We start from the raw sequence: 25,227 nt of genomic DNA, 5'->3' as shown, positions 1-25,227 counted from the left end.
TTTTGCCATAAAAAATAAAGACAATTCAGCAAGGGGGAAGAATTCGTGATCGAACGTTACAGCCGTCCTGAAATGACCCGCATCTGGGAGCCCGAAAACCGCTATGCCAAGTGGCTCGAGATAGAGATCTACGCCTGCGAGGCCCACGCCGAGATGGGGCGTATCCCGAAAGAGGCGGTCTCCCGCATCAGGGCCAAGGCGAGCTTCGATGTGGCGCGCATCGACGAGATCGAGCGCACCGTAAAGCACGACGTCATTGCATTCCTCACCTCCGTTGCCGACTACATCGGCGACGACTCCCGCTTTGTTCACCTGGGCCTTACTTCCTCCGACATCCTCGACACCTCCTTCGCCATGCTCCTTAAGGAAGCGGGCGAACTGATCATCTCCGACATCAAGCGCCTCATGGCCGTGATCAAGACGCGCGCCTACGAGCACAAGATGACCCCGCAGATGGGCCGTTCGCACGGCATCCACGCCGAGCCGGTTACCTTCGGCCTCAAGATGGCGCTCTGGTACGATGAGATGGCCAGGAACCTGAAGCGCATGGAGTCCGCGTTGGAGACAATCTCCTACGGCAAAATCTCCGGTGCCGTCGGTACCTTCGCCAACATCGACCCGCAGGTCGAGGAGTACGTCTGCAAGAAGGCGGGCCTGAAGCCGGCTCCCTGCTCCACGCAGGTGCTGCAGCGCGACCGCCACGCCGAATACTTCACCACCCTCGCCATCATCGCCTCCTCGATCGAGAAGTTCGCGGTCGAGATCAGGCACCTGCAGAGAACTGAGGTGCTCGAGGCCGAGGAATTCTTCAGCAAGGGGCAGAAGGGCTCTTCCGCCATGCCGCACAAGAGGAACCCGGTCCTGTCCGAGAACCTGACCGGCCTGGCCCGCCTGATCCGTGGCTACGCCCTTTCCGCGATCGAGAACGTGCCGCTTTGGCACGAGCGTGACATCTCCCACTCCTCCGTTGAGCGCATCATCGGCCCGGACGCGACCGTCACCCTGGACTTCATGCTGAACCGCGCCATCGGCCTGATCGAGAACCTGGTGGTCTACCCGGAAAACATGATGCGCAACCTGAACCAGATGCGCGGCCTGATCTTCTCCCAGCGCGTGCTGTTAAAGCTCGCCGAGGCGGGCGCCTCCCGCGAGAAGGCGTACGCCCTGGTGCAGAGAAACGCCATGAAGGTGTGGGAAGAGGGGAAGGACTTCCAGACCGAGCTTCTGAACGACGAGGAAGTCACCTCGTTCCTCCCCGCCGAGGAGATCAAGGAAGCGTTCGACCTTGGTTACCACATGAAGCATGTCGACACCATTTTCACGAGGGTCTTTGGTGGATAGCCTCCTGTACTACCTGAAACCGGACGAGATGGACCCGTTCTATCTCTTCTGGGCCAAGCAGGCGCTCATTTCCGTCGGCATCATCGCCGTCTTCTACCTCCTCTCCAGGCTCCTGCAGGTGCTGATCGCCAAGATCGGCACCCGCCTGTGCGCCGCCACCGAGACGGATCTCGACGACAGGATCCTCGAGCGGGTCTCCGGGCCCGCCATGCTCCTGGTCAACTGCGCGGGCCTGTACCTGGCCATCAGGCGCCTGCCGCTGCACGACAAGGTCGGCATCGCGGCCGCCGGGCTTCTGTTCGTGGTGAACATCACCATCCTCACCGTGATCGCCTACCGCGTGCTCGACGAGCTGTTGAGGGCGTACGGGGCGCGGGTGGCCGGGGCAGAGGTGAGCCGGCAGATCATGCCGCTGGTGGAGAAGCTCTGCACCATCTTCCTGGTGGTGACCGCGCTCATCATCACCCTCAAGCACTTCAACTACGACATCCTGTCGCTGGTCACCGCCCTGGGCGTCGGCTCCCTGGCCATCGGCCTCGCAGCCAAGGACACCCTGGCCAACATGGTCTCCGGTTTCACCTTGATGATCGACCGCCCCTTCAGGATCGGGGACCGCATTCAGCTCGGGACCCAGGTGGGGGACGTGATCGACATCGGTCTCAGGAGCACCAAGATCAAGGGGGCGGACAACACCTTCCTGATCATCCCGAACTCCGAGCTGTGCAACTCCACCCTTGTCAACATGGCCTTCCCGGACGTGAGGGTGAAGGGGCGGGTCAACGTCGGCATCGGCTACGGCTGCGATGTCGAGCGCGCCAAGGCACTGATGGTGCAGACCGCTCTCTCGGCCCCGGCCGTGCTCCAGGAGCCCGGGCCCGAGGCCTTCTTCATGAACTTCGGCGACAGCTCGCTGAACCTCTCGCTTTTCTTCTGGGTCGCCGACTACACCCACACCGTGGCGGCCACCGACCAGATCAACAGCGCCCTCCTGCAGTGCTTCCAGGACAACGGCATCAACATCCCGTACCCGACGCGTACGGTTATCCATGAAAAGGACACCAACAATGCCCCACAGGATTGAGATCACCCTTAAGGACGAGGTTCGCGACCCGCGCGGCGAGCGGATCAAGCGCGAGATCGAACACTTCCTCCACCTCGAAGTGGCCGAGGTGCGCACCATCGACGTCTACACGGTCGACGCGCCGCTCTCCGCGGAGGAACTGGCCCAGGTTGCCGCCGGTCCCTTCAGCGACCCGGTCATCCAGAACTACTCGATCGACAAGCCCGCCGCCGCTGGGTTCGACTACCTGGTCGAGGTCGGCTTCCGCCCCGGCGTCACCGACAACGTCGGCCGCACCGCCGGCGAGGCGATCGGCTACCTCCTGGGGCGCCCGCTGGCCGCAGGGGAGGGGGTGTACACCTCCGTGCAGTACCTGATCACCGGGAAGCTCTCCCAGGCCGACGCAGAGAAGATCGCCACCGGTCTTTTGTGCAACACGCTGATCCAGCGTTACCAGATCCTGGACGCGGCCACCTTCAAGGCCCAGGGGGGCGTCGCTCCCTTCGTGCCCAAGGTGCAGGTCGAGGCGAAGGCCGAGGTCAACACCATCAACCTCGAAATCTCCGACGAGGAGCTGATGAGGATCAGCCGCGACGGCGTGCTGGCTCTCACCCTGGACGAGATGAAGATCATCCAGGCGCACTACCGCGATCCGAAGGTGGTTGAGACGCGCAAGAGCCTCGGGCTTGGCGCTGCCCCGACCGACGTCGAGCTGGAGGCGCTGGCCCAGACCTGGTCCGAGCACTGCAAGCACAAGATCTTCTCCGCCGACGTGACCTACGACGACGGCCAGGGGAACACCGAGAAGATCAACTCCCTTTTCAAGAGCTACATCCAGAAGACCACCGCCGACGTCCGCGCCGCCCAGGGCGACAAGGACTACTGCCTCTCCGTGTTCAAGGACAACGCCGGCGTCATCAAGTTCAACGACGACTGGTCCCTGGTCTTCAAGGTGGAAACCCACAACTCGCCGTCCGCTCTCGATCCCTACGGCGGGGCGCTCACCGGCATCGTCGGCGTCAACCGCGACCCGTTCGGCACCGGCAAGGGGGCGAAGCTCATCTTCAACACCGACGTCTTCTGCTTCGCCGATCCTTTCTACGAGAAGGAGCTCCCCAAGCGTCTCCTTCACCCGCGCCGCATCTACGAAGGTGTGGTCGAGGGGGTGGAGCATGGCGGCAACAAGAGCGGCATCCCGACCGTGAACGGCTCCCTCGTGTTCGACGAGCGCTTCGCCGGCAAACCGCTGGTCTTCTGCGGCACCGCGGGGCTCATGCCCGCCACCATCAAGGGTGAGCCCTCCCACCAGAAGAAGATCATCCCAGGCGACCTGATCGTGATGACCGGCGGCCGCATCGGCAAGGACGGCATCCACGGCGCCACCTTCTCCTCGGAGGAGCTGAACGAGAACTCGCCCGTCTCCGCGGTGCAGATCGGCGACCCGATCACCCAGAAGCGGATGTTCGACTTCCTGATCCGCGCCCGCGACAAGGCGCTGTACCGTTTCATCACCGACAACGGTGCGGGGGGGCTTTCCTCCTCGATCGGCGAGATGTCCGAGGAGTGCGGCGGCTGCCAGCTCGACCTCTCCAAGGCGCCGCTCAAGTACCCGGGCCTCGCTCCTTGGGAGATCCTGATCTCCGAGGCGCAGGAGAGGATGAGCCTCGCCGTTCCGCCCGAGAAGATCGACGAGTTCATGGAGATGGCCAAGCGCTACGGCGTCGAGGCGACCGTGCTCGGTACCTTCACCGATTCCGGCATCTTCCACATGCTCTACGGCGACAAGACCGTTGCCTACCTGCCGCTTTCCTTCATGCACGCGGGGCTGCCGCCGATGCAGATCCCGGCACGCTGGGAAAAGCCGGTGCACGAGGAGCCGAAGCTCGCCCCCTCCGCCGACTACACCGGCGACGTCAAGGCGCTCCTCTCCTCGCTGAACATCTGCTCCAAGGAGAGCGTGGTGCGCCGCTACGACCACGAGGTCCAGGGGGGCTCCGTGGTGAAACCGTTCACCGGCGTGGACAACGACGGCCCGTCCGACGCCGCGGTGGTGCGCCCCATCCTTGACTCCTTCGAGGGGGTGGTGGTCGGCCACGGCATCTGCCCGCGCTACAGCGACATCGACGCGTACGACATGGCGGCCAACGCCATCGACGAGGGGCTCAGGAACTACGTCGCGGTCGGGGGCTCGCTCGACCTCGTCGCCGGCCTGGACAACTTCTGCTGGTGCGACCCGGTCCTCTCCGAGAGGACTCCGGACGGCCCCTACAAGATGGCCCAGCTGGTGCGCGCCAACAAGGCCCTCTACGACTACTGCACCGTCTTCTCCATGCCGCTCATCTCCGGCAAGGACTCCATGAAGAACGACTTCTACGACGGCACCACCAAGATCTCCATCCCGCCGACCCTGCTCTTCTCTGTCATCGGCAAGATGGAGGACGCGCGCCTCGCCGTCACCATGGACGTAAAGCGCGCCGGCGACCAGGTGTACCTCCTGGGCGCCACCGCCAACGAGCTGGGCGCCTCCGAGTACCTGGCGCAGAAAGGGTTCGTCGGCAACAACGTGCCCAAGGTCGACGCGCAGGCTGCCCTTGCCGGCTACCGCGCCTACGGCGCCGCGCTCAAGGCGGGCCTCGTCGCCTCCTGCCACGACCTCTCCGACGGCGGCCTTGCGGTAGCCGCTGCCGAGAGCGCCTTTGCCGGCGGTTTCGGCATGGAACTCGACCTGGCCCAGGTGCCGTTCAAGGGGGACGCCGCAGAGAAGAGTGACATCGCGCTCCTCTTCTCCGAGTCCGCCTCCCGTCTGCTGGTGACGGTGCGTGCCGAGAAGGCCGCGGAGTTCGAGAAGGCGATGGCCGGTACCCCCTGTGCCAGGATCGGCGCGGTGACCGCCGAGCCGGTTCTGAAGGTGAAGGGGCTTTCCGGGAGCGTGGTGGTAAACGCGCAGAACGCCGAGCTGAAGGCCGCCTGGCAGGAGCCGCTCAAGGACCTGTAGGCGATCCTGCGCCCGCTTCTACCCCATTCCCTCGCCCTCCGGGAGAGGGTGGCCGAAGGCCGGGTGAGGGGGGTGCCACGAAGTGAGGACAACGCAGTTGCCAACGCCCTCACCCCGGCCCTCTCCCGACGGGAGAGGGAGGACGTGGATCTCTGGACAGCTTGCATCGCGAATCTTTTATATGCAGAAAAAAAGCGGGTTGTGCAATAATGAGAACCGCTGTGCCCGCTACTAACCATCCGATAGAGGACTTTATTGATGACCAAGGCTAAAGCGCTTGTCATAACAGGCAACGGCACCAACTGCGAAACCGAGGCGGCTCACGCCTGCAAGCTGGGCGGATTCGACGAGGCGCGCATTGCCCATATCGCGGAACTGCTGACCGGTGAGGTGAGCCTGGACGATTACCACTTCCTGAACCTGACCGGCGGCTTCCTGGACGGCGACGACCTCGGGAGCGCCAAGGCCCAGGCCAACCGCCTGCGCTACGCTGCCGTGGAAGGCAAAGAAGAGCGCCTGGTGGACCAGATCACCCGCTTCATCGCCGACGGCAAGCTGATCCTCGGGGTCTGCAACGGTTTCCAGCTCCTGGTGAAGATGGGGATGCTTCCGGCCCTCTCGGGCAACTACCTGAAGCAGACCGTGACCCTGACCTACAACGCGAGCGGCCGTTTCCAGGACCGCTGGTGCTACCTGAAGGTCGACCCCGCTTCCCCGTCGCTGTACACCCGCGGCATCGAGGGGGGCGTTTATCTCCCGGTGCGTCACGGCGAAGGAAAGTTTCTGGTGGACGATGCCAAGACCCTGGAGGCCATAGAGGCGAAGCATCTCTCCTGCCTCAAGTACTCCGACAAGAACTACGCGGCCCCGACCATGGAATTCCCCGAGAACCCCAACGGTTCGGTGAACGCCATCGCCGGCGTCTGCGACGAGACCGGAAGGATCATGGGGCTCATGCCGCACCCGGAAGCGTTCGTGCATCGCACCCAGCACCCGCGCTGGACCCGCGAGGAACTGCCGGAAGAGGGCGAAGGGCTGATCTTCTTCAAGAACGCGGCCAAATACGTGAAAGAGAACTTCTAAGGGCTTCCCGCCCCCGAAGGGAGGGTCCTCCCCCCTTACGGGGGATGAAGTGGTGCCGGAATACAACAGAGATCGACAGGCAAGCAGTTTCTATAAGGAGCAGTCGTGGAAGAAATGATGATGCGCAGGCCCGAAGAAGAGTGCGGCATTTTCGGTGTATTCAACCACCCGGAGGCGTCGAACCTCACTTACCTCGGTCTCTACGCTTTGCAGCACAGGGGACAGGAAAGTTGCGGCATCGTCTCCTCGGACGGTAGCAATCTGCACGCACATAAAAGCATGGGGCTCGTCGCCGACGTCTTCGGCAACCCGGAAATCTTCAAGACCCTGCCCGGCCGGTCCGCCATCGGCCACGTGCGCTACTCGACCACCGGGTCCTCGGTGATCAAGAACGTTCAGCCCATCAACGTGGACTACTCCCGCGGCTCCATCGCGGTGGCTCACAACGGCAACATCGTCAACGCCCAGATCATCAAGGACGAGCTGGAAGCCTACGGATCCATCTTCCAGACCACCATGGACACGGAAATCATCGTCCACCTGCTCGCCACCTCCAAGGCGAACTCCCTCCTGGACCGCCTCACCGACGCACTGAACCGGATCCAGGGCGCCTACTGCCTGCTCTTTTTGACCGAGAGCCGGATGGTGGCTGCGCGCGACCCGAACGGCTTCCGCCCGCTGTGCCTTGGGCGCCAGGGGAGCGCCTACGTGGTCGCCTCCGAGAGCTGCGCCCTCGATCTGATCGACGCCGAATTCATCCGCGAGATCGAGCCGGGCGAGGTGATCGTCATCGACAAGAACGGCCTGACCTCCTTCTTCCCGCTCAAGAAGGCCGATCCGACCCCCTGCATCTTCGAGTTCGTCTACTTCGCGCGTCCCGACTCCCATATCTTCGGGCAGAACGTGTACCAGGTGCGCAAGGAGCAGGGGCGCCAACTGGCCCGCGAGCACAAGGTCGACGCCGACATCGTCATCCCGATCCCCGATTCCGGCGTCCCGGCTGCGCTCGGCTACGCTGAGGAGTCCGGCATCCCGTTCGAGCTGGGGCTGATCCGCAACCACTATGTCGGTCGTACCTTCATCGAACCGCAGCAGGCGATCCGCCACTTCGGCGTCAAGATCAAGTTGAACCCGGTGCGCGAGGTGCTCAAGGGGAAGCGCGTCGTGGTCATCGATGACTCCATCGTGCGCGGTACCACCTCGAGAAAGATCGTCAAGATGATCAGGAACGCCGGCGCCGCCGAGGTGCATGTCCGCATCTCCTCGCCCCCGACCAGCTATCCCTGCTACTACGGGATCGATACACCCAACCGCAAGGAGCTGATCTCCTCGTCCCACTCCCTCGACGAGATCCGCCGCTACATAACCGCCGATTCGCTCGGTTATCTTTCCGAAGAAGGTCTCATGTCTTCCGTCGGCGCCAAAAACGCCGGCTTCTGCACCGCCTGCTTTACCGGTGGCTATCCGGTTAAATTCCCGCGTCTGCTCGAAGAGCCGCAAATGGGACTATTCGAAAAGGAGAACGTCAAGAAATGAGCGAAAAGGAAAGGCTGAAGAAGATCATCATCGAGCTGTCCTACGAGAAGAGGAACGTGACCTTGGCTTCCGGTCGTCAGAGCGACTTTTACTTTGACGGGAAGCAGACCACGCTGCACCCCGAGGGCGGCTACCTGACCGGTAAGCTCTTCTTTGACGCGATCAAGGACGTAGAAGGGGTTGAAGGGGTAGGGGGGCTCACGCTGGGCGCCGACCCGATCGCCACCGCGACCTCCGTGGTCAGCTTCCTGGAGGGGAAACCGGTCCCGGGCTTCATCATCCGCAAGGAGCCCAAGGGGCACGGCACCGGCGCCTGGCTCGAGGGGCGCAAGAACCTGAAGCCCGGCGCCAAGGTCGTCATCGTCGAGGACGTCGTGACCAGCGGCGGTTCTTCGCTGAAGGCGATCAAACGCGCTGAAGAGGAAGGGCTGGTGGTGCTCGGTGTGGTCACCCTCGTTGACCGCGAGGAAGGCGGGCGCGAGAACATCGAGGCAGAAGGGTACTGGCTGAAGTCCATCTTCACCAAGGCCGAGATCCTCGCCTAACTGCAGGATTCAGATCGTTTGCATCGAAGGCGGCAATAATTCCATTGCCGCCTTTGTTTTTCCGGCTGCACATGGGCTACTCCCTCCCCCCGGTGGTGGGCGGTAATACCTGCCCCCTCCCTGACCCTCACCCTGCGGGGGAAGGGATATGGACTGACTGATCTTATGCAAGAACTCCTCAATCGCAATCGAGAGCTGCTGGCGCAGGTGGATGACTGGTTCGCCCGCTGCATGGCGTCCTACCCTGAGCACATTGCCTGCCGGAGCGGCTGCTCATCGTGCTGCCGTGGCACCTTCGACATCACGTTGCTGGACGCGTATTACCTAAAGCGTGGGTTCGACCTGCTCCCTGATGAGGTAAAGGAACGGGTGCTGGCGAAGTGCCGGGATCGGCTTGCGCTGACGCGGGAGCAGTGGCCTGAGCTGGACCACCCCTTCGTGCTGAACTACCGGCCCGAGGAGGACTGGGAACTCCTCATGCCGGACGAGGACGAGACGCCCTGCGTGCTCCTGGGGGATGACGGCCGCTGCCTGGTCTACGAGAATCGCCCCATGACCTGCCGGCTGCACGGCATCCCGCTGGTCGACGTAGAGGGGGAGGTCATGCACGAGGAGTGGTGCACCATGAACTTCACCGACGTGGACCCGCTCACCCTTCCCGGGCTGACTGCTCCTTTCGACTCCATACTCCGGGAGGAGGTGGCGCTCTTTCGGGATTTCACCGAGAGGTTCCTGGGGCGCAGAATGAGCGAGCTGGACACCTTGATCCCTACGGCGCTTATGATCGACTTCGATGGGTTCGACTGGAAGCGCTGGGCACGGAAAGGGGTCTGAAGCGTCTTTTCCTGCTGTAGGGGCAAATAACCATTTGCCCGGCGCTGGTGCCCGACCGACGCCGATGCCATGAGAGACAGTGGCCGCGACTGAGGTGGGCTGAAGCGCCTTTTCCTGCTGTAGGGGCAAATAACCATTTGCCCTGCGCTGGTGCCCGACCGACGCCGATGCCATGAGAGACAATGGCCGCGACTGAGGGGGCGAATGATTATTCGCCCCTACAGTGGACGAGGGTACCTACCTATTTTGAAAAGGAATGACTAATGGCTCTGCCTTCCACGATTTACCGCGCGTCGGTGCAACTGTCGGATCTGGACCGCCAGATCTACGCCGACATCCAGACCACCATCGCCCAGCATCCCTCCGAAACCGCGGAGCGGCTGCTGACAAGGCTTTTGGCCTATGCACTGTGCTACGAGGAGGATCTCGCGTTCAGCAAGGGGGTCGGCTCCGGCGACGAGCCGGATCTCTGGAGCAAAGGGCCGGACGGGAGGGTGCGACTTTGGGTCGAGGTGGGGCAACCCGATCCCGACCGGCTCGCCAAGTCGTGCCGCCATGTAGAGCGTGCGGTCTTGCTTGCCTTCGGTTCAAACGTCGGTCGTTGGATCGCGCAGCACCAACAAAAGCTGGCCGGCATCAAAAACCTTTCCCTGTTCACTATCGATTTCAAGTTCCTAAGTCTGCTTTCTGCTAAACTGGAACGGGTAATCAACTGGTCAGTCACTGTCACAGAGGGGAACATCTACCTCACGGCCGGCGAACAGACCATGGAGACCACTGTGGAACGTGTTTGCGGTCCTCCCTTGGCAGGATAAAAGTGGGGAGGAGAGGAGGGAACACACCATGTCGATGCCTCGTCAAATCGTTTCCCTGTCCCTGCTGCTCCTGCTCCACGCCCCTTCGTCCTCTGCCCTCGCCGGCTCCTGCACACCCACCCCCTGGGACGAGATCGGCCCCTTCTACCGCCCCAACGCGCCGGTTCGCGACACCATCGGCAAGGGCTACCGCCTGAGCGGAACTGTCCGCTCCTCCGCTGATTGTTCCCCCATCCCCAAGGCTCGCATAGAGTTCTGGCAGGCCGGTCCCGACGGCCGCTACGACGACGCCTATCGCGCCACCGTCTACTCCGACAGCAAGGGGCGCTACCGCCTGCAAACCTTCCCGGCCGTTCCCTACGCCAACCGCCCGCCGCACATCCACATCCTGGTGGACGTGAGGGAGTTCGAGGGACTGGTGACGCAGCATTACCCGAAACGGGGGGCGAAAGGGGCGCAGGTGGACCTGGTGCTGGTTCCGGAAGGGAAGGATGGAGGGAAGTCGGGAGGCCGGGGCGATGAGCTGATCCGGCCCGGGAGGGGAGTCCGCTAGAGCTACTCTTTGTCGAGCGGCGCCTGGAGCATGGTCGCCAGGTCTCTGGCGTTTTGCGGTGCCGCGCCACCCGCGTCGTTGTTGAAATAGATGTACACGTCCAAGCCGCGGCTCAGGTACTTCCTTATCCGCACCACGTCCTTTACCAATTGCTCATTGGTGTAGAACCCGTTGTAGCTCCCCTCCATGCCATGCCGCCTGATATAGACGAAGTCCGCCGTGACCGGCGGCGCGTCGATAAAGCTCGGATGATCCGCCATGCAGAGCGACACGTTGCGGTCGCGGCAGAGGCTCACCACCGCGTCGGTTAGCCAGCTTTCGTTTCTGAGCTCAAGCGCGTGCCTGCCGTGATACGGCGCGACCAAGTCCAGGAAGCGTTCCAGCCTGCCCATGTCTACCTTGAACTGCGGCGGGAGCTGCCAGAGCACCACCTGCAGCTTCTCGTGCAATTCGCGGGTCGGGGCGAAGAACTTGGCGAGGGCGCCTTCTATGTCATGCAGTCTCTTGATGTGCGTGATGTAGCGGCTCCCTTTCACGGCAAAGGAAAAACTCTGCCCGCTCTCCTCGTACCAATGCCTGAACATGGCCACCGTCGGGATCCGGTAGAAGGTTACGTTGAGCTCCACGGTATTGAAGACGGAGTGGTAATGTTCGAACCAGCGTCTGGTCGGGAGTTCCACAGGATAGAAGTTGCCGCGCCAGTGGTTGTAGCTGAAGCCGCTGCAGCCCAGGTAGAGCTTTGCCATGATGATCCCCCTCGTATACAAGTTGCGGACCATGCGACGTGACAGGCAGACGTGATTAGCTTTTTCAAACCTGGCAAGTATACCTGATGTCCCGAAGTGGGCCAGCATTCCGGCGGAGAGGGGGCAAAAAAAAGGCGGGACCCGTTGGGTCCCGCCTTGGTGTTCATCTTTTGCTGCTCGTTACATCTTATGGCACTTGTCGCAGTCGCCGTTGGAGGTGAAGGCGTCCTTGCCGTTGTGGCAGGCGCCGCAGGACATCCCCTTCTCCATGTCGCCCATGGTGTGGTGCTTGGCACCGGCCTGCATCGGGAAGATCTTGTTGTGGCAGTCAGCGCACTTGTAGGCTTCCAGGTGGAAGTCGTGGCTGAACTTCACTTCGCCCCCCTCGTTCTTGAAGATGACCTGGCCGGGCTTGTAACCTTTGTGGCACTTGTTGCAGTCACCGGCTACGGTGAAGGCTTCCTTGCCGTTGTGGCAGCCGCCGCAGGACTTGCCTTTCTGCATGTCCGCCATGGTGAAGTGCTTGGCGCCGGCCTTGAAGGCGAAGAGTTTGGTGTGGCAGTCTTTGCAGGTGAAGGCTTCGAGGTGGAAGTCGTGGCTGAACTTGGCGTCGGTCACCCCTTTGGCTTTCCAGGTGATCTCGCGGGGCTTCATGCCGGCGTGGCATTTGCCGCAGTTGCCGGCGACGGTGAAGGCCTTCTTGCCGTTGTGGCAGGCGCCGCAGGTCTTGCCCTTTTCCATCTGGGCCATGGTCACGCGCCCTTCTTTGCCGGTGATCACGGTGCCGTTGTGGCAGGACTTGCAGCCGTCGCTTACTTTGGCCAAGTGGACGGAGTGGCTGAACGTGGTCTGGCCCAGACCCTTGATCTTGAACTCTACGTTGCGCGGCTTGCCCTTGTGACATTTGACGCAGCTCTTTTCATCGGCTACGCTAAAAGCCTTGATGCCGGTGTGACAGGCACCGCAGGACTTGGTCTTTTCCATTTCGGCCATGGTGAAGTGCCGTCTCGCCTTCAGATCGAAGATAGCGTTGTGACAGATCCTGCAATTGTTGTTATATTTCAGCAGGTGTACATCGTGACTGAAGACAACGGCGTCCCCGTTCTTAAGAGGAAACTTGACGTCTTTGGTCTCCTTGGCAAAAAGCGCAACCGGTGACGCGCAGACGATAAGAACCATAAGCAAGGCGAGGCGAAACTGCATGGTACACTCCTTCTGGCTGTTTATTTGCTACCCATTAGAGGCAATAGCCGGGATAATATACACATCGCAAAGGTCATCGTCAATTCAAAACTATTGATTGTTTTTTATGTTTGGCCCTTTTAGGCCTTGTAATAGGAGGGAAGATGAAAACGATTTTGCTCTCCCTTTTTCTTGTTTCTCTTCTTGCGCCTCCCCCGGCGAGAGGCGCCTTCTACCAGTGGACCGACGCCGAGGGCGTGGTTCACTTCACCGACAACCGCACCAACATCCCCAAGCAGTACCGCGATAAGGCGCACCGGGTGGATGTCTCCGATTCCGCACCGGCCGTCGTGTCGCCGGGTACCGAGTCGGTCTCCCGGCCGGCGCCCCCCCCGATGACCGCGCCGGGGGGACACGACGAAAGCTGGTGGCGCGAGCGCTTCAGGGCGCTGCGGATCGAATTGAAGACCCTCCAGGACGAGCGCGCCGGCAAGGAGCAGCAACTGGTCGAACTGCGCCGCAAGCACACCATCTTCCATCGCTCCCGGGACCGGGAGGCTGTTAACACCATGGAGGCACAGGTTTCCGCCGTCGACGCCAAGATCAGCGACATGCTGAACCGGATCGCTGCGCTCGAGCTTGCCGCCGCCCAGGCCGGGGTGCCCGTAGAGTGGCGTCAGTAGCTTTCTGGCGGAATTTATTAGCGGTTGCGGGCCTAGTTAAGCTGTGCTATAAAAAACTGCCGCTTAACTCAGGGAGAATCCGTATTATATGAACCAAATCGATAACATAATAGACAACGCCCTTGCCGAGGACATCCACACCGGCGACATCACCACGCTCTCCGTGCTCGAAAAGCCGCGCCGCATGCGCGCGAGACTCGTCGCCAAGGAGGATATGGTTCTTTCGGGGATCGATGTGGCCCGCCGCGTCTTTGCCAGGCTCGACTCCGACATCGTTTTCACCGCGCACTTCCAGGACGGGGCCCGGCTGAACCAAGGTGACATCATCGCCGTGATGGAGGGGGACGCCGCGACGCTTTTGCAGGGGGAGCGGGTTTCTCTGAACCTGTTGCAGAGGATGAGCGGCATCGCCACCCAGACCGCCGCCTACGTGAAGGAACTGGAAGGAACCGGTGCCCGCGTGGTCGATACCAGGAAGACCACCCCCGGTCTGCGCGTCCTTGAGAAGTACTCGGTGCGGGTAGGGGGAGGGACCAACCATCGTACCGGCCTCTACGACGGGGTGCTGATCAAGGAAAACCATATCGCAGCCGCCGGCGGCATCGCCGAGGCGGTGGCCGCCGCTCGCGCCTACATCCCGCACACCCTGAAGATCGAGGTGGAGACCGAGAACCTGGACGAGGTGAAGCAGGCGCTTCAGGCCGGTGCCGACATCATCATGCTGGACAACATGTCGCTGGAGCAGATGACCGAGGCCGTGCAGATCATAAACAAGAGGGCGCTGGTCGAAGCGTCCGGGGGGGTGAACCTGAAAACGATCAGGTCCATAGCCCAGACCGGTGTGGACATCATATCGGTCGGAGCGCTCACCCACTCGGTACGTGCGACCGACATCTCAATGCTGATGGAGGGCGTTTGAAAGACTCCGGGGTAGACGGCAGGATCATCGGGCTGTTCCGCTCCGGCGACGGGGTGGTTTCCGGCGCTGCGCTGAGCCGCCTCCTGGGGGTGTCGCGAACCGCAGTCTGGAAGCACGTCAAGGGGCTCCGCGCCAGCGGGTACCTGATCGAAGCCGTCCCCTCCAAGGGTTACCGGTTGCTCTCTTCACCCAAAGTTCTCACCCAGTTGGATCTCTCTGCAGGACTCGCCACCACGAGGATCGGTTCCAGCATCATCTGTCTCAAGGAAACGGAGTCCACCAACCAGGTCGCCTTCAAGCTGGCCGAAGAGGGGGCTGCGGAAGGGACCGTGGTCATCGCCGACGCCCAGACCGCCGGCAAGGGGCGGCTGGGGCGCATCTGGCTTTCGCCCCCCGGTGTCAACCTGTACTGCTCCGTGGTGCTGCGTCCCGCCATCGCCCCGATGGCCGCCTGTCAGCTCACCTTTCTCTCCGTGGTCGCCGTTGCCCGCGCCATCGAAAGCTGCACGAGTCTCAAACCGCAGATCAAGTGGCCCAACGACATCCTGATCAACGGTAAAAAGGTTGCTGGCCTTTTGAACGAGATGAATGCGGAGACCGAGAAGGTCAACTTCGTGGTGCTCGGTATCGGGGTGAACCTCAACCTGGACATGTCCTCCATATCCGAGTCGCTTTTGCGCCACCCGGCCACCTCGCTTTTGGAGGAGGGGGGCGCCGAGGTGGACCGGCTCGCCTTCACAAGGGCGCTTCTCCTCGAGTTGGACCGGCTTTACGACGTGTTCCTGGCCGAGGGGGAGGCGCCGGTGCGTGCCGAATGGCTCGAGCGCTCCGCCATCAAGGGGCGCAACGTCAAGGTGAGCCAGGGGGAGCGCGAGTTCGTGGGGATGGTGCAGGGGGTGGATTCCTTCGGTGCGCTCCTGGTGCAGTTGTCCGACGGCAAGGTGGAGACCGTGCTCTCCGGCGACGTCGCACTGGTTTAAACCAGAAAGGCAAACTGCATTAACGCAAAGACGCAAAGGCGCGGGGTCGCCAAGGAGAGGCAAGATAACTGCTTCTTTGCGTTTAAAAAAAGATTTTCCTTGCGGCTTGGCGCCTCTGCGACTTTGCGTTAAAGCCTTGCTTTGGTTTTTAGGAGGTTTCTTTTGCTTTTGGTGATCGACGTAGGGAACAGCAACATCGTTCTCGGGATATACGATGAGGAGCGACTGGTCCAGGACTGGCGGGTTTCCACCGACAAGTCCAAGACCATCGACGAGTACGGCATACTCTTCCACGACCTGTTCCGCCTGTCGGGGATCGTCTTTTCCGACGTGAAGGACATCATCGTTTCCTCGGTGGTGCCGACCCTGACCGGCGTCCTGGAAAAGCTGGCCCGCCAATACTTCAAGATCACCCCCTACGTGGTCGGCCCCGGCATCAAGACCGGCATGCCGATCCATTACGACAACCCAAAAGAGGTGGGGGCGGACCGGATCGTGAACGCCATCGCCGGCTTCGAGAAGTACCGCTCGCCGCTCATCATCGTCGACTTCGGCACCGCCACCACCTTCGACTACGTCAACAAGAAGGGCGAGTACTGCGGCGGGGCCATAGCCCCCGGGCTTGCCATCTCCATGGAGGCCCTGTTCCAGAAGGCGAGCAAGCTGCCGCGGGTCGACATCGCCCGCCCCCCCAGCATCATCGCCAAGAACACGGTGAACTCCATGCAGGCCGGCATCTTCTTCGGCTACGTTGGGCTCGTGGACGGCATCGTGCAGCGCATGAAGGCTGAGGGGAAGGAAAACGTCAAGGTCATCGCAACCGGGGGGCTCGCCTCCCTGATCGCGCCGGAATCGAGCACCATCGAGGCGGTGGACGAATTCCTCACCCTGGAAGGGCTGCGCATCATCTACAAGAGGAACAAGCCCTAGGCTTTCAGTGACGGCGGCGGGAAGCCGCTTCAAAAACCGGGACAGTCAGTTCACGCGCGTAACAAGCGGGTGAGGGAGGTACGCGAAAATCCTGTGAGAGTCCAGCCAGGTAGTTGGTAGCTAGTTGTTTGTTTCGTCTGCTTTGCTCAAGTCGGTTTCTCGTTGAAGCGTAGGTCATTGATGATCTTCATTCTAAAGGGAGGGCACTATGGGAAGGTATGAAACGGCAAAACTGCGTAACCTCGGTATTGTAGCTCACGGAGGTGCCGGCAAGACCTCGCTGGCCGAGGCGATCCTGTTCGACACGGGCATGATCGACCGGCTGGGGAGGGTGGACGACGGCAGCTCCACCATGGATTTCGAGCCCGAAGAGATCAAGCGCCGCATCTCGATCACCTCCTCCCTGGACCACTGCGAGTGGAAAGGGCACTCCATCCACATAGTCGACACCCCGGGATACGGAAACTTCATTGCCGACACCCGTGCCTGCATGAGGACGCTCGACTGCGCCGTGGTGATCCTCTCCGCCATCTCGGGCGTCAAGGTTCAGACCGAGGAGGTCTGGCAGTGGGCCAACGAGTTCGAGGTCCCGCGCATCGCCTTCGTGAACAAGATGGACCGCGAGCGTGCCAGCTTCCTGCGCGCCATCGACGACATGGAAAAGGCGCTGGGGGCGAGGGGGGTCGCGGTGCAGATGCCTCTGGGCGCCGAAGAGAACTTCGAGGGGGTCGTCGACCTGGTGCGGATGAAGGCCTACCGCTACCAGAAGGACCTCTCCGGGAAGTTCACCGAGGGTGAGGTCCCGGCCGAGTGCCTCGATGAGGCCAGACGCCTGCGGGAAATGATGGTCGAGACGGTGGCCGAGGCGTACGACGCCCTCACCGAGAAGTTCCTCGATTCCGGCGAACTTTCGGAAGAGGAGATCCTGGACGGGCTCAGGGTCGGCACCATGCGCAGTACCTTCACCCCGGTCTTCTGCGGCTCGGCTGCCATGAACATCGGTGTGGCCCAGCTGCTGGACGCGATCTGCGACTTCCTGCCGTCCCCCCTGGACCGCACGGCGGCGGTGGGGACGGACCCCAAGACCGAACAGGTCATCGAGCGCGCACCTGCGGAGAACGAGCCGTTCTCGGCGCTGGTCTTCAAGACCACCTCCGATCCCTACACCGGCAAGATCACCATCTTCCGCGTGTACTCGGGCGTGCTCAACTCCGACTCGCTGGTCTATAACTCGACCAAGGGTGTCCAGGAGCGCATCGGCCAGATCTTCGAGCTGGAAGGGAAGAAGCAGCACCCGATCAAGCAGGCCGTGGCAGGGGACATCGTGGCCGTGGCGAAACTGAAGGAGACGGTTACCGGCGACACCCTCTGCGACGAGGCGAAACCGATCGTGTACGAACCGGCCCAGCCGCTCCAGCCGGTGATCTCCTACGCCATCGAGCCCAAGACCAAGAACGACGAGGACAAGATCCACAGCGCCCTGCAGCGCATGATCGAAGAGGACCCGACCATCGAGAGTCACCGCGACCCGCAGACCCGCGAGTTCATCATCTCCGGGATGGGGCAGGTGCACCTCGAGGTGGTGGTCGAGAAGTTGAAGCGCAAGTTCGGCGTCGACGTCATCCTGAAGACGCCGAAGGTTCCCTACCTCGAGACCATCCGCGGCTCCGCGAAGGTACAGGGCAAATACAAGAAGCAGTCCGGCGGGCGCGGCCAGTACGGCGACTGCTGGATCGAACTCTCCCCGCTGCCGCGCGGCGAGGGGTACAAGTTCGAGGACAAGATCGTCGGCGGCGTGATCCCGCGCCAGTACATCCCGGCGGTCGACAAGGGGATCCAGGAGGCGGCCAAGGAGGGTTTCCTGGCCGGCAACCCGGTGGTGGATTTCAAGGTAGCTCTCTTCGACGGCTCCTTCCACACCGTCGATTCCTCGGAGATGGCCTTCAAGGTGGCCGGCTCCATGGCCTTCAAAAAGGCGATGGAGCAGTGCAAGCCGGTCCTTCTGGAACCGATCGTCAACATGAAGATCACCGTCCCGGACGAGAACATGGGGGATGTGATCGGCGATCTCAACTCCAGGCGCGGTAAGGTGGTCGGGGTCGAGCCCAAGGCGAACTCGCAGATCATCAGGAGCGTGGTGCCGATGTCGGAGGTGCTTACCTACTCCAACGACCTGCGCTCCGTGACCAGCGACCGCGGCATGTTCAGCTCGGAATTCTCCCACTACGAGGAGGTTCCAAGCCACCTGGCCCAGAAGATCATCGCCGAGGCGCAGGATCAGAAGAACAACAACCACAAGAGCGCATAGCTGAGATTTCAGCTTGGCTGCTGCCCGGTCTCCCAACGTAGCCTTGGCGAAGGTGGGCGATGTCCACCGCAGCCTCGGCGAAGGTGGGAGGCCGGGCAGGCTTAATTTCGAATGTCATGACAGGGAGGATGAGCCAGATGGCGAAGCAATTTACACCCGATGAAGATGAAACCGTAGACCATAAGAAGAGTTCGCAACAGCGGCTTCTTCTGCTTCTGCTGCTGCTCATCGCCCTTTTCGCCTACCTTTACTTCTTCACCGGGCTGATCAAGCCCCGCGAGGAGGCATCCGCGCCTCCGCCGCCGGCTCCTGCCCCGGCCGTAGTCAAAAAACCGCTGCCGCCGCGCCCTCAGGAGACAGGCTCCTCCGCACAAGCTCCGGCCTCCGCCAAGGCTATGGCCGGCAAGCCTTCTGCCGAGGCTACGGCCGGCAAGCCTTCTGCTGAGGCTACGGCTGGCAAGCCTGCTGGCGCGGCTGCGACTGGCAAGCCGGGTGAGGCAAAACCTGCCGCGGGGAAACCTGCCGGGAATAAGCCGGGCGAGGCAAAACCCGCTCCTGCCGCTAAGCCGGGTGCGCCTGCCGCACCTGCTGCCAAACCGGCGCCCGCCGCACAGCCGGGCAAGCCCGCAGCTGCGGCACCTGCCGCAGCGGCAGCCAAACCCGCCCCCGGGAAGGAGGCCAAACCGGCCGCCAAGGATACCAAGCCCGCGACAGCCGGCAAAGAGGCCAAACCTGCCGCTGCCAAGGAAGCGAAGCCTGCTGCCGCCAAGCAAGCCAAGCCGGCCGACAAAGTCGCCAAAGAGACGAAAACCGCAAAGCCTGCAACCAAGGCCGCTGCCAAGGCCAAGGCGGGTGCCTTTGCCCTTGAACTCGACAGTGACATTGCCGAAAGCGAAGTCTCATCGGTGACCGCAAAGCTGAAGAAGGCCGGGATCGCCCCGGTGGTCACCACCAAGGCCCACAAAGGCGAGCCGATGCACCGCCTGTTCCTGGCCGATTTCGCCAGCCGTGACGAGGCCTCCGAAGAGCTGACTCGCCTCAAAGGTGTCGCCCCCAACGCTTTCATGCTCAAGGAAGGCGGCCGCTACGCTGTCTACGCCGGTTCCTTCATGCGGGAAGGGAAGGCCGCTGTGGAACAGGACCGTCTCTACGACAAGGGGGTCCGTCTGGTGCTCAAGAAGGCGAACATCCCGGTGACGGTGGTGAAGGTTCGTGGCGGGAGCTTCGCCGATCCTAGTAGCGCCGAGAAGGCGGCGGCGAACCTCAAGAAGACGGGCCTTTCAGCGAAGGTCGTCAAGGCAGGGAAATAGCAAAAGTGTCGTCGAAGGTCACCTTCAGGATTTCAGCGGCGGCGGCCCCGTACGTCGGGGCCGACAAGCCCAGGGAGAACCGGCTGCTGGCCGCTTCCGGCCGGGTGTCGCTCCCGCCGGGCGACCTAGTGCTGCTTTTGTACTACCTCTGTCATGATCCCGACCAGGAGGTGAAGCAGCAGGCGATGGGATCGCTGCGTTCACTGGAACGGCCGCTGCTCGAACAGGTCCTGGCCGATCGCGAGCTCCACCCGCAGATCCTGGATGCCCTGGTTCAGCTGCACGGCATGAAGGGCGATATCGCACCGCTTCTTGCCGCGCACCCGAGCCTGAGCGAGAAAGCATCGGCCTTTCTCGCCGCGCAGGGGGTCGCGCCCCCCGGAACTCACCAGGCTGCGCCGCAACACGCGGCGCCCCACGCGGAGCGCGATCTGGACGAGACGGACGAGAAGCCCACCCCAGATGACGAGGAGCCTATCGACGAGGAGGAGTACCAGTCCAAGTACCAGATGGCCCAGTCGATGGGGGTGAGCGACAAGATCAAGATGGCCATGACCGGCGACAAGGAGTGGCGCGCCATCCTGATCAAGGACAACAACAAGCTTGTATCGGGTGCGGCGATCAAGAATCCTCGCATGACGGAGGCGGAGGTGCTTGGCATCGCCAAGTCCCAGATACAAAACGACGAGATCATACGGGTCATCTGCGCCAACAAGGAGTGGATCAAGAACGGGCAGATCAGGAAGGCGCTGGTGGAAAACCACAAGACGCCGCTACCAAATGCGCTGCGCTTTCTCGGGACCCTGGGCGAGAAGGACCTCGCCAACCTGGCCAAAAGCAGGAACATCAACACGATATTAGCGACGCAGGCCCGTAAGATTTTGTTGAGCAGGAAGGAAAAAGCGTAATTCAGGGGGATCTACGTATGGCTCTGGTGAACCAGGCAAAACGTGAAATAAACGCGAAGATAGTCTTTTTCGGGCCGGGACAGGCCGGGAAGGGCACCAGCCTCAGGCACGTCTTCAACAAGCTGAAACCGGAATTCCGTGGCGCATTGAAGGTCATGAGCGTGCAGGGCGCGCGCATGCTGTTCTTCGATTTCACCCCGCCCGGCGACGGCAACGTCGACGGTTTCCGGGTCCGTTTTCACCTCTACACCGTCTCGGGGCCGCTGGTCGATCCGGCTGCCTGGAAGATGGTGCTGAAGGGAGCCGACGGCGTGGTCTTCGTGGCGGACTCCGCCTCGCAGCGGGTGGCTGACAACAAGACCGCGCTGGACCAGCTCGTCGACTACCTGAACGGGTACGGTCAGAGCCTGGCCACCATCCCGGCGATCCTGCAGTACAACAAGAGCGACCTTCCCGACGTGTCACCCCTGACTCAGCTGGAGCAGCAGCTGAACCCCTCGGGCCTTGCCAGCTTCCAGACCTGCAGCCAGACCGGCGAAGGCGTTCTGCAGGGGCTCATGGCGCTGGTGAAGAGCGTCCTGACCGGATTGCGCACCAGGGGTGCCGACGCCATAGCCAGCGGAGAAGGACTGCAGCACATGGTGGAGAGCCCCGCACCGGTGGCCGCTCCGACGCCGCCCGTTAAGGAGGCGCCTCCCGCTGCGCCCGCTTCGGTGCAGCCGACGGTTGCTCCGGCGGCACCAGCGGAAGAAGACCTTTCGCTCGAGATAGCCGGTGACCCGGTGGCCGCTGGCGATTTGATCCGCGTGCCGCTGACCATCCGCAGCGGTGCCCGGGAGAAGACGGTGGTGCTTACCCTGTCGCTCGGGCTTTCCGAGGAGTAGCCCTTGGGTCCCGACTTCGACATCTATCTGCTGTGCCGCCTGTTGCTCGCCTCCTTCCTGGGAGGGCTGATCGGCCTGGAGCGCGAGATCCACGGGCGTCCGGCGGGATTTCGCACCCACCTGCTGGTCTCTCTCGGCTCGTGCCTTTTCACCATCACCTCGCTGGAGATCTACCGTATCTTCGGTAATTTCAGCGGCAACGGCCCGGCAGGCGTCGACCCCGGGCGGGTGGCCGCCCAGGTCGTTACCGGCATCGGTTTTCTCGGCGCCGGCGCCATCATCCGGGAACGCGCCTCGATTCGCGGCCTCACCACGGCGGCCTGCCTCTGGGTCGCTGCGGCCCTCGGCGTCGCCTGCGGCATCGGCCTGTTCTGGCTTGCCGTTTCGGTAACCCTGGTGGCCCTGGTGAACCTCCTGTTGCTGAAGGAGGTGGAGAAGCGGCTGTCACGCGACACCTATGTGCTGGTGAAGGTCTGGGGGGAGGACCGCGGTGATTTCATCTCGCGGGTCTACCAGACCCTGGAAGGCAGCGGCATCGAACGGGTTGACGCCAAGCTGCAAAGGGATATGGAACACGGCGTCATGTTCCTGGAATTCCAGGTAAAACAACCCAAGAAGGCGTCGACGGCAGATCTCCTTATGCGCCTGAGCGCCATCGACGGGGTGAAGAGGGTCGGCATCGACTGACCTCGTTGCCGTATTTGGTAAACCACAGGAAAACGAATGTGAAAAGGAGAACAGAGCATGGCGGAACTGAAAGGAAGCAAGACTGAAAAGAACCTGCAGGAAGCGTTCGCCGGCGAGTCGATGGCCCGTAACAAGTACACCTACTACGCGGCAGTGGCCAAGAAGGAAGGGTACGAGCAGATCGCGGCACTGTTCCTGGAAACGGCTGAGAACGAGAAGGAGCACGCCAAGCTGCATTTCAAGGCGCTCTCCGGCCTCGGCGACACCATCACCAACCTGAAGGCCGCTGCGGCAGGCGAGTACGCGGAGTGGGTGGATATGTACCCCCGCATGGCCAAGGAGGCGCGTGAAGAGGGCTTCACCGCCATCGCCGCCGTGTTCGACGGCATCGCCGCCATCGAGAAGGCGCACCAGGAGCGCTACAAGGCGCTGTTGGCTTCGATAGAAGAGGGGACCGTCTTCACCGAAGAGGCTCCGACCAGCTGGAAGTGCCGTAATTGCGGCCACATCCACGAGGGAACCGCCGCGCCGGATATCTGCCCGGTATGCCACCATCCCAAGGCGCACTTCGAGCGTCTCGCTGAAAACTACTGACCTGCCCGGGGTGGGGGAGAGCCGTTCTCCCTCGCCCCTGTTCCGCTCCATCCCCGTCAGGCCTGCCTCTACGCTGCGTGCAGTTCATCCAAGACAGCAAAAACCCTTGTATACGGCAGACTTTACGTGCTATGATGCGGCGGTTTCTCATTAGCAAAGGAGGCTTGCATGGCAATCATCACAATATCCAGGGAGATGGGTACCGGCGCCTATGCCATTGCCAAGGAACTGGCAAAGAAGCTCAAGTACACCCTCGTTGACCGGGTGAAGATCGAGGAACTGGCCCCAGCGTACGGCCTGACCCCCGAGATCCTGGAAAGGGTGGACGAGAAGCCGCCGTCCTACCGGACCGCCGAGGACCGCCTCCAAGCCGCACATCTTGCCACCATGGAGCTCATCCTGCTGGACTGCGCCAAGAAGGGCAACGTGATCCTCTACGGAAGGGGAGCGCAGGATCTCATCAAGGTTTTGACGAACGTGCTCAGGGTCCGCTTCATAGCGCCCTTTGAAGACAGGGTGGAAAAGTTTGCCGAGAGGGAGTGGATCGATCCGGACCTGGCCCGCGAACTGATCAGGAGGAGCGATCACCAGTTGGGAGGCTTTATCCACTTTTACTTCAACCGCGATTGGAACGACCCGCTCGCGTATGATCTCATTTTCAATACGGAAGTTTCCAGCTCCCACGCCATGATCGAGGCCATCATCGCGGCCTCCAAGGATCCCCGCCTCAAGGAAGGGGAGGAAGAGTCCATGGCGCTGCTCGAAGACCTGATCGTGGCCAAGAGGGTCGAGGCCGAGTTGCTCAAGTCGTCGCTGGCCCGCGCTCTCAAGTTCTGCATCAGCTGTGAAGACGGCGTAGTCACCCTGGCCGGGCACGTGCAGAGCGAGGAGGAGATTGAGGAGGCCATCGAACTGGCCAAATCGGTTGAGGGAGTTACCGACGTTGAGAGCGAGCTGGATGTGCTTAGCTACAAGCCGGTGAAGGACTAGCGGCAGGGACTAGGGACCGGCGCAACGAAAAAGAAGGGGCTGGGCGCTTGAGGTCAGGGACGGGAAAACGATTGGTTTTCCCAGCCCCCAGCTTCCAGCCCCCAGCCCCTTCGCTTTTTTTAGCTTCTCTCTTTTTGCACCCGCTTCAACGCCTCGACGCAGCTGTAGGGAACGGCCATGGTCCCCTTGCCGGTGCCCATGCTGATCCCTTCCTCTATGCCGTGGTAATCGGAACCACCGGTCCAGATGAGCCCTTTTTTCTCGGCGCTGGAGAGCAGGAAGGCGCTTTCCTGTTCGTTGCAGACGTTGTTGAATGCTTCTACGCCCGCGAGCCCCATGGCGCACAGCTGGTCGATGATTCGATTCAGCGAGTCGCGGTCGTTGGTGATGGTGGTGGGATGGGCGAGTACCGCCACCCCGCCGAGTCTCTGGACCGTCGCCAGGGCTTCTTCCATCGGGAAGTAGCGTTTGGGCACGTCGCAGGGAAGCAGGTAGCGCACGAAGGCGTCCTGCATGTCGCGGGCGTACCCCCTGCCCATCAGCACCTGGGCTATGTGCGGGCGACCCAGTGCCCCACCCGCCAGGGCGGCCGCCTCGGCGCTGGAGATGGGCGCTCTTCCTTCAGCGGCCAGCTTCTCGTTGATTCGCCCCACGATGGCCTCGCCGCGGGTCTCCCTCCTGTCCCGGAATTCCTTTAGAATCGACTGCAGCTGCGGGTCGCGGTGATCAAGCAGGTATCCGAGCAGGTGCACGTCGCGGAAGGAGCTGTACGCCACCGAGAATTCCAGTGCGGGCAGCACCTCCACACCGGCGGTTGCGCCTGCCGCGAGCGCCTCGTCGATGCCGTCCACCGTGTCGTGATCGGCCAGCGCGATCGCCTTGAGACCCAACCCTTTGGCCATCGCTACCAGCTCGGTCGGAGTGCGCACCCCATCCGAAAATGTGGAGTGCATATGCAGATCTACCAGTTCTTTCATGTATCTCCCTCTGATTTGATCAGGCCATTATAGGGGTTTCTCACGTTTGTGCAACCGTTAAGGACGCACTTAGCAGTTGCCTTGACCGGTACCATCTTGTATAAGGAAGCATTACTTTTTTTCAAGATGAACAGGGGTGTGTGTGGCAAAGAGCAAGGGTATGGCAGGTGCGGTGTTCGCGCTGTCGACATTCATCATAGGGGGGATTCTCACCTTCACGGGACTCGGACTCATAGCGTTTATGAAGAACCAGGACCTGCTCGGCTGGGGGGAGGGGCGCAGCATCGGCATCCTGCTGGTGTGCGTGGGGCTCCTTGCGTCGATCATGGGGGTGCTGGTAATGCGTGTGGTCACCAACAGGCTGTGA

The 25,227-nt window shown here is 61.9% G+C and carries 24 protein-coding genes; 21 read left to right on the top strand and 3 right to left on the bottom strand.

Going from position 1 to position 25,227, the window contains the following annotated elements:
* Positions 1-45: 45 nt before the first annotated feature.
* The 9 genes from purB to KOM00_RS10860 all read left to right on the top strand — a co-directional run bounded on the left by purB (position 46) and on the right by KOM00_RS10860 (position 10,762).
* A complete protein-coding gene (purB, locus tag KOM00_RS10900; protein WP_216498944.1) occupies positions 46-1,341 on the top strand; it encodes an adenylosuccinate lyase in 1,296 nt (431 codons plus the stop codon).
* Complete coding sequence (locus KOM00_RS10895) at positions 1,334-2,422, top strand: mechanosensitive ion channel family protein (RefSeq protein ID WP_216498943.1); 1,089 nt, start codon at positions 1,334-1,336, stop codon at positions 2,420-2,422. The genes purB and KOM00_RS10895 overlap by 8 nt, the downstream gene beginning before the upstream one ends.
* Complete coding sequence (locus KOM00_RS10890) at positions 2,406-5,396, top strand: phosphoribosylformylglycinamidine synthase subunit PurS (RefSeq protein WP_216498942.1); 2,991 nt, start codon at positions 2,406-2,408, stop codon at positions 5,394-5,396. Before KOM00_RS10895 ends, KOM00_RS10890 begins: the two co-directional genes overlap by 17 nt.
* Positions 5,397-5,654: 258 nt before the next feature.
* On the top strand, positions 5,655-6,479 hold the full coding sequence (locus tag KOM00_RS10885) for a phosphoribosylformylglycinamidine synthase subunit PurQ (RefSeq protein ID WP_216498941.1): 825 nt from the start codon (positions 5,655-5,657) through the stop codon (positions 6,477-6,479).
* Between the two features lie 114 nt (positions 6,480-6,593).
* Positions 6,594-8,015, top strand: a complete 1,422-nt coding sequence (gene purF, locus KOM00_RS10880) for an amidophosphoribosyltransferase (RefSeq protein ID WP_216499086.1) — start codon at positions 6,594-6,596, stop codon at positions 8,013-8,015.
* Complete coding sequence (gene pyrE / locus KOM00_RS10875; RefSeq protein ID WP_216498940.1) at positions 8,012-8,560, top strand: orotate phosphoribosyltransferase; 549 nt, start codon at positions 8,012-8,014, stop codon at positions 8,558-8,560. The genes purF and pyrE overlap by 4 nt, the downstream gene beginning before the upstream one ends.
* A gap of 165 nt (positions 8,561-8,725) precedes the next feature.
* Entirely contained in the window at positions 8,726-9,394 is a 669-nt protein-coding gene (locus tag KOM00_RS10870) for a YkgJ family cysteine cluster protein (protein ID WP_216498939.1), read from the top strand.
* A gap of 263 nt (positions 9,395-9,657) precedes the next feature.
* Positions 9,658-10,209 (top strand): YaeQ family protein, encoded by a 552-nt coding sequence (locus tag KOM00_RS10865; protein WP_216498938.1) that lies wholly within the window; start codon positions 9,658-9,660, stop codon positions 10,207-10,209.
* Positions 10,210-10,237: 28 nt separating this feature from the next.
* On the top strand, positions 10,238-10,762 hold the full coding sequence (locus KOM00_RS10860; RefSeq protein ID WP_216498937.1) for an intradiol ring-cleavage dioxygenase: 525 nt from the start codon (positions 10,238-10,240) through the stop codon (positions 10,760-10,762).
* Between the two features lie 2 nt (positions 10,763-10,764).
* On the opposite strand, the gene KOM00_RS10855 is transcribed toward KOM00_RS10860, so the two are convergent.
* Entirely contained in the window at positions 10,765-11,508 is a 744-nt protein-coding gene (locus tag KOM00_RS10855) for a DUF72 domain-containing protein (RefSeq protein WP_216498936.1), read from the bottom strand.
* A 180-nt stretch (positions 11,509-11,688) separates the two neighbouring features.
* Complete coding sequence (locus tag KOM00_RS10850; RefSeq protein WP_216498935.1) at positions 11,689-12,711, bottom strand: cytochrome c3 family protein; 1,023 nt, start codon at positions 12,709-12,711, stop codon at positions 11,689-11,691.
* Between the two features lie 143 nt (positions 12,712-12,854).
* Here KOM00_RS10850 and KOM00_RS10845 point away from each other — a divergent pair, with 143 nt between their 5' ends.
* The 11 genes from KOM00_RS10845 to KOM00_RS10795 all read left to right on the top strand — a co-directional run bounded on the left by KOM00_RS10845 (position 12,855) and on the right by KOM00_RS10795 (position 23,883).
* Positions 12,855-13,373: a DUF4124 domain-containing protein gene (locus KOM00_RS10845; protein WP_216498934.1), complete on the top strand. Its 519-nt coding sequence runs from the start codon at positions 12,855-12,857 to the stop codon at positions 13,371-13,373.
* 88 nt (positions 13,374-13,461) lie between these two features.
* Positions 13,462-14,292, top strand: a complete 831-nt coding sequence (nadC, locus tag KOM00_RS10840) for a carboxylating nicotinate-nucleotide diphosphorylase (RefSeq protein WP_216498933.1) — start codon at positions 13,462-13,464, stop codon at positions 14,290-14,292.
* Positions 14,289-15,272, top strand: coding sequence for a biotin--[acetyl-CoA-carboxylase] ligase (locus KOM00_RS10835; RefSeq protein WP_216498932.1), 984 nt, complete (start codon positions 14,289-14,291; stop codon positions 15,270-15,272). Before nadC ends, KOM00_RS10835 begins: the two co-directional genes overlap by 4 nt.
* A 162-nt stretch (positions 15,273-15,434) precedes the next feature.
* Positions 15,435-16,202, top strand: a complete 768-nt coding sequence (locus KOM00_RS10830) for a type III pantothenate kinase (protein WP_216498931.1) — start codon at positions 15,435-15,437, stop codon at positions 16,200-16,202.
* Positions 16,203-16,410: 208 nt separating this feature from the next.
* Positions 16,411-18,510, top strand: a complete 2,100-nt coding sequence (fusA, locus tag KOM00_RS10825; RefSeq protein ID WP_216498930.1) for an elongation factor G — start codon at positions 16,411-16,413, stop codon at positions 18,508-18,510.
* Between the two features lie 137 nt (positions 18,511-18,647).
* Complete coding sequence (locus KOM00_RS10820; protein WP_216498929.1) at positions 18,648-19,820, top strand: SPOR domain-containing protein; 1,173 nt, start codon at positions 18,648-18,650, stop codon at positions 19,818-19,820.
* A gap of 5 nt (positions 19,821-19,825) precedes the next feature.
* On the top strand, positions 19,826-20,728 hold the full coding sequence (locus KOM00_RS10815) for a hypothetical protein (protein WP_216498928.1): 903 nt from the start codon (positions 19,826-19,828) through the stop codon (positions 20,726-20,728).
* A 17-nt stretch (positions 20,729-20,745) separates the two neighbouring features.
* Positions 20,746-21,612, top strand: coding sequence for a GTP-binding protein (locus KOM00_RS10810; protein WP_216498927.1), 867 nt, complete (start codon positions 20,746-20,748; stop codon positions 21,610-21,612).
* Positions 21,613-21,615: 3 nt separating this feature from the next.
* Positions 21,616-22,299, top strand: coding sequence for an MgtC/SapB family protein (locus KOM00_RS10805; protein ID WP_216498926.1), 684 nt, complete (start codon positions 21,616-21,618; stop codon positions 22,297-22,299).
* Positions 22,300-22,356: 57 nt separating this feature from the next.
* Entirely contained in the window at positions 22,357-22,893 is a 537-nt protein-coding gene (rbr, locus tag KOM00_RS10800) for a rubrerythrin (protein WP_216498925.1), read from the top strand.
* A gap of 168 nt (positions 22,894-23,061) precedes the next feature.
* Positions 23,062-23,883 carry a cytidylate kinase family protein gene (locus KOM00_RS10795; RefSeq protein ID WP_216498924.1) on the top strand — a complete coding sequence of 274 codons (822 nt, stop codon included), beginning with the start codon at positions 23,062-23,064 and terminating at the stop codon, positions 23,881-23,883.
* A 119-nt stretch (positions 23,884-24,002) separates the two neighbouring features.
* Here KOM00_RS10795 and KOM00_RS10790 read toward each other — a convergent pair whose 3' ends face one another.
* Positions 24,003-24,860 (bottom strand): PHP domain-containing protein, encoded by an 858-nt coding sequence (locus tag KOM00_RS10790; protein WP_216498923.1) that lies wholly within the window; start codon positions 24,858-24,860, stop codon positions 24,003-24,005.
* A 142-nt stretch (positions 24,861-25,002) separates the two neighbouring features.
* Here KOM00_RS10790 and KOM00_RS10785 point away from each other — a divergent pair, with 142 nt between their 5' ends.
* Positions 25,003-25,227, top strand: coding sequence for a hypothetical protein (locus KOM00_RS10785; RefSeq protein WP_216498922.1), 225 nt, complete (start codon positions 25,003-25,005; stop codon positions 25,225-25,227).

The organism is Geomonas diazotrophica, assembly GCF_018919385.1.
Lineage (GTDB): Bacteria > Desulfobacterota > Desulfuromonadia > Geobacterales > Geobacteraceae > Geomonas > Geomonas diazotrophica.
Note: the sequence above shows the minus strand (reverse complement) of the source record. Positions and strands in the feature narration are given on the sequence as shown.

Excerpts from the sequence above, each read along its gene's own strand:
- KOM00_RS10820 (WP_216498929.1), top strand. The coding sequence starts at position 18,648 with ATGGCGAAGCAATTTACACCCGATGAAGATGAAACCGTAGACCATAAG.
- KOM00_RS10855 (WP_216498936.1), bottom strand. The coding sequence starts at position 11,508 with ATGGCAAAGCTCTACCTGGGCTGCAGCGGCTTCAGCTACAACCACTGG.
- KOM00_RS10810 (WP_216498927.1), top strand. The coding sequence starts at position 20,746 with ATGGCTCTGGTGAACCAGGCAAAACGTGAAATAAACGCGAAGATAGTC.
- rbr (WP_216498925.1), top strand. The coding sequence starts at position 22,357 with ATGGCGGAACTGAAAGGAAGCAAGACTGAAAAGAACCTGCAGGAAGCG.
- KOM00_RS10845 (WP_216498934.1), top strand. The coding sequence starts at position 12,855 with ATGAAAACGATTTTGCTCTCCCTTTTTCTTGTTTCTCTTCTTGCGCCT.
- nadC (WP_216498933.1), top strand. The coding sequence starts at position 13,462 with ATGAACCAAATCGATAACATAATAGACAACGCCCTTGCCGAGGACATC.
- fusA (WP_216498930.1), top strand. The coding sequence starts at position 16,411 with ATGGGAAGGTATGAAACGGCAAAACTGCGTAACCTCGGTATTGTAGCT.
- KOM00_RS10870 (WP_216498939.1), top strand. The coding sequence starts at position 8,726 with ATGCAAGAACTCCTCAATCGCAATCGAGAGCTGCTGGCGCAGGTGGAT.
- KOM00_RS10850 (WP_216498935.1), bottom strand. The coding sequence starts at position 12,711 with ATGCAGTTTCGCCTCGCCTTGCTTATGGTTCTTATCGTCTGCGCGTCA.
- KOM00_RS10865 (WP_216498938.1), top strand. The coding sequence starts at position 9,658 with ATGGCTCTGCCTTCCACGATTTACCGCGCGTCGGTGCAACTGTCGGAT.
- pyrE (WP_216498940.1), top strand. The coding sequence starts at position 8,012 with ATGAGCGAAAAGGAAAGGCTGAAGAAGATCATCATCGAGCTGTCCTAC.
- purF (WP_216499086.1), top strand. The coding sequence starts at position 6,594 with ATGATGATGCGCAGGCCCGAAGAAGAGTGCGGCATTTTCGGTGTATTC.
- KOM00_RS10860 (WP_216498937.1), top strand. The coding sequence starts at position 10,238 with ATGTCGATGCCTCGTCAAATCGTTTCCCTGTCCCTGCTGCTCCTGCTC.
- KOM00_RS10795 (WP_216498924.1), top strand. The coding sequence starts at position 23,062 with ATGGCAATCATCACAATATCCAGGGAGATGGGTACCGGCGCCTATGCC.
- KOM00_RS10890 (WP_216498942.1), top strand. The coding sequence starts at position 2,406 with ATGCCCCACAGGATTGAGATCACCCTTAAGGACGAGGTTCGCGACCCG.
- KOM00_RS10790 (WP_216498923.1), bottom strand. The coding sequence starts at position 24,860 with ATGAAAGAACTGGTAGATCTGCATATGCACTCCACATTTTCGGATGGG.
- KOM00_RS10885 (WP_216498941.1), top strand. The coding sequence starts at position 5,655 with ATGACCAAGGCTAAAGCGCTTGTCATAACAGGCAACGGCACCAACTGC.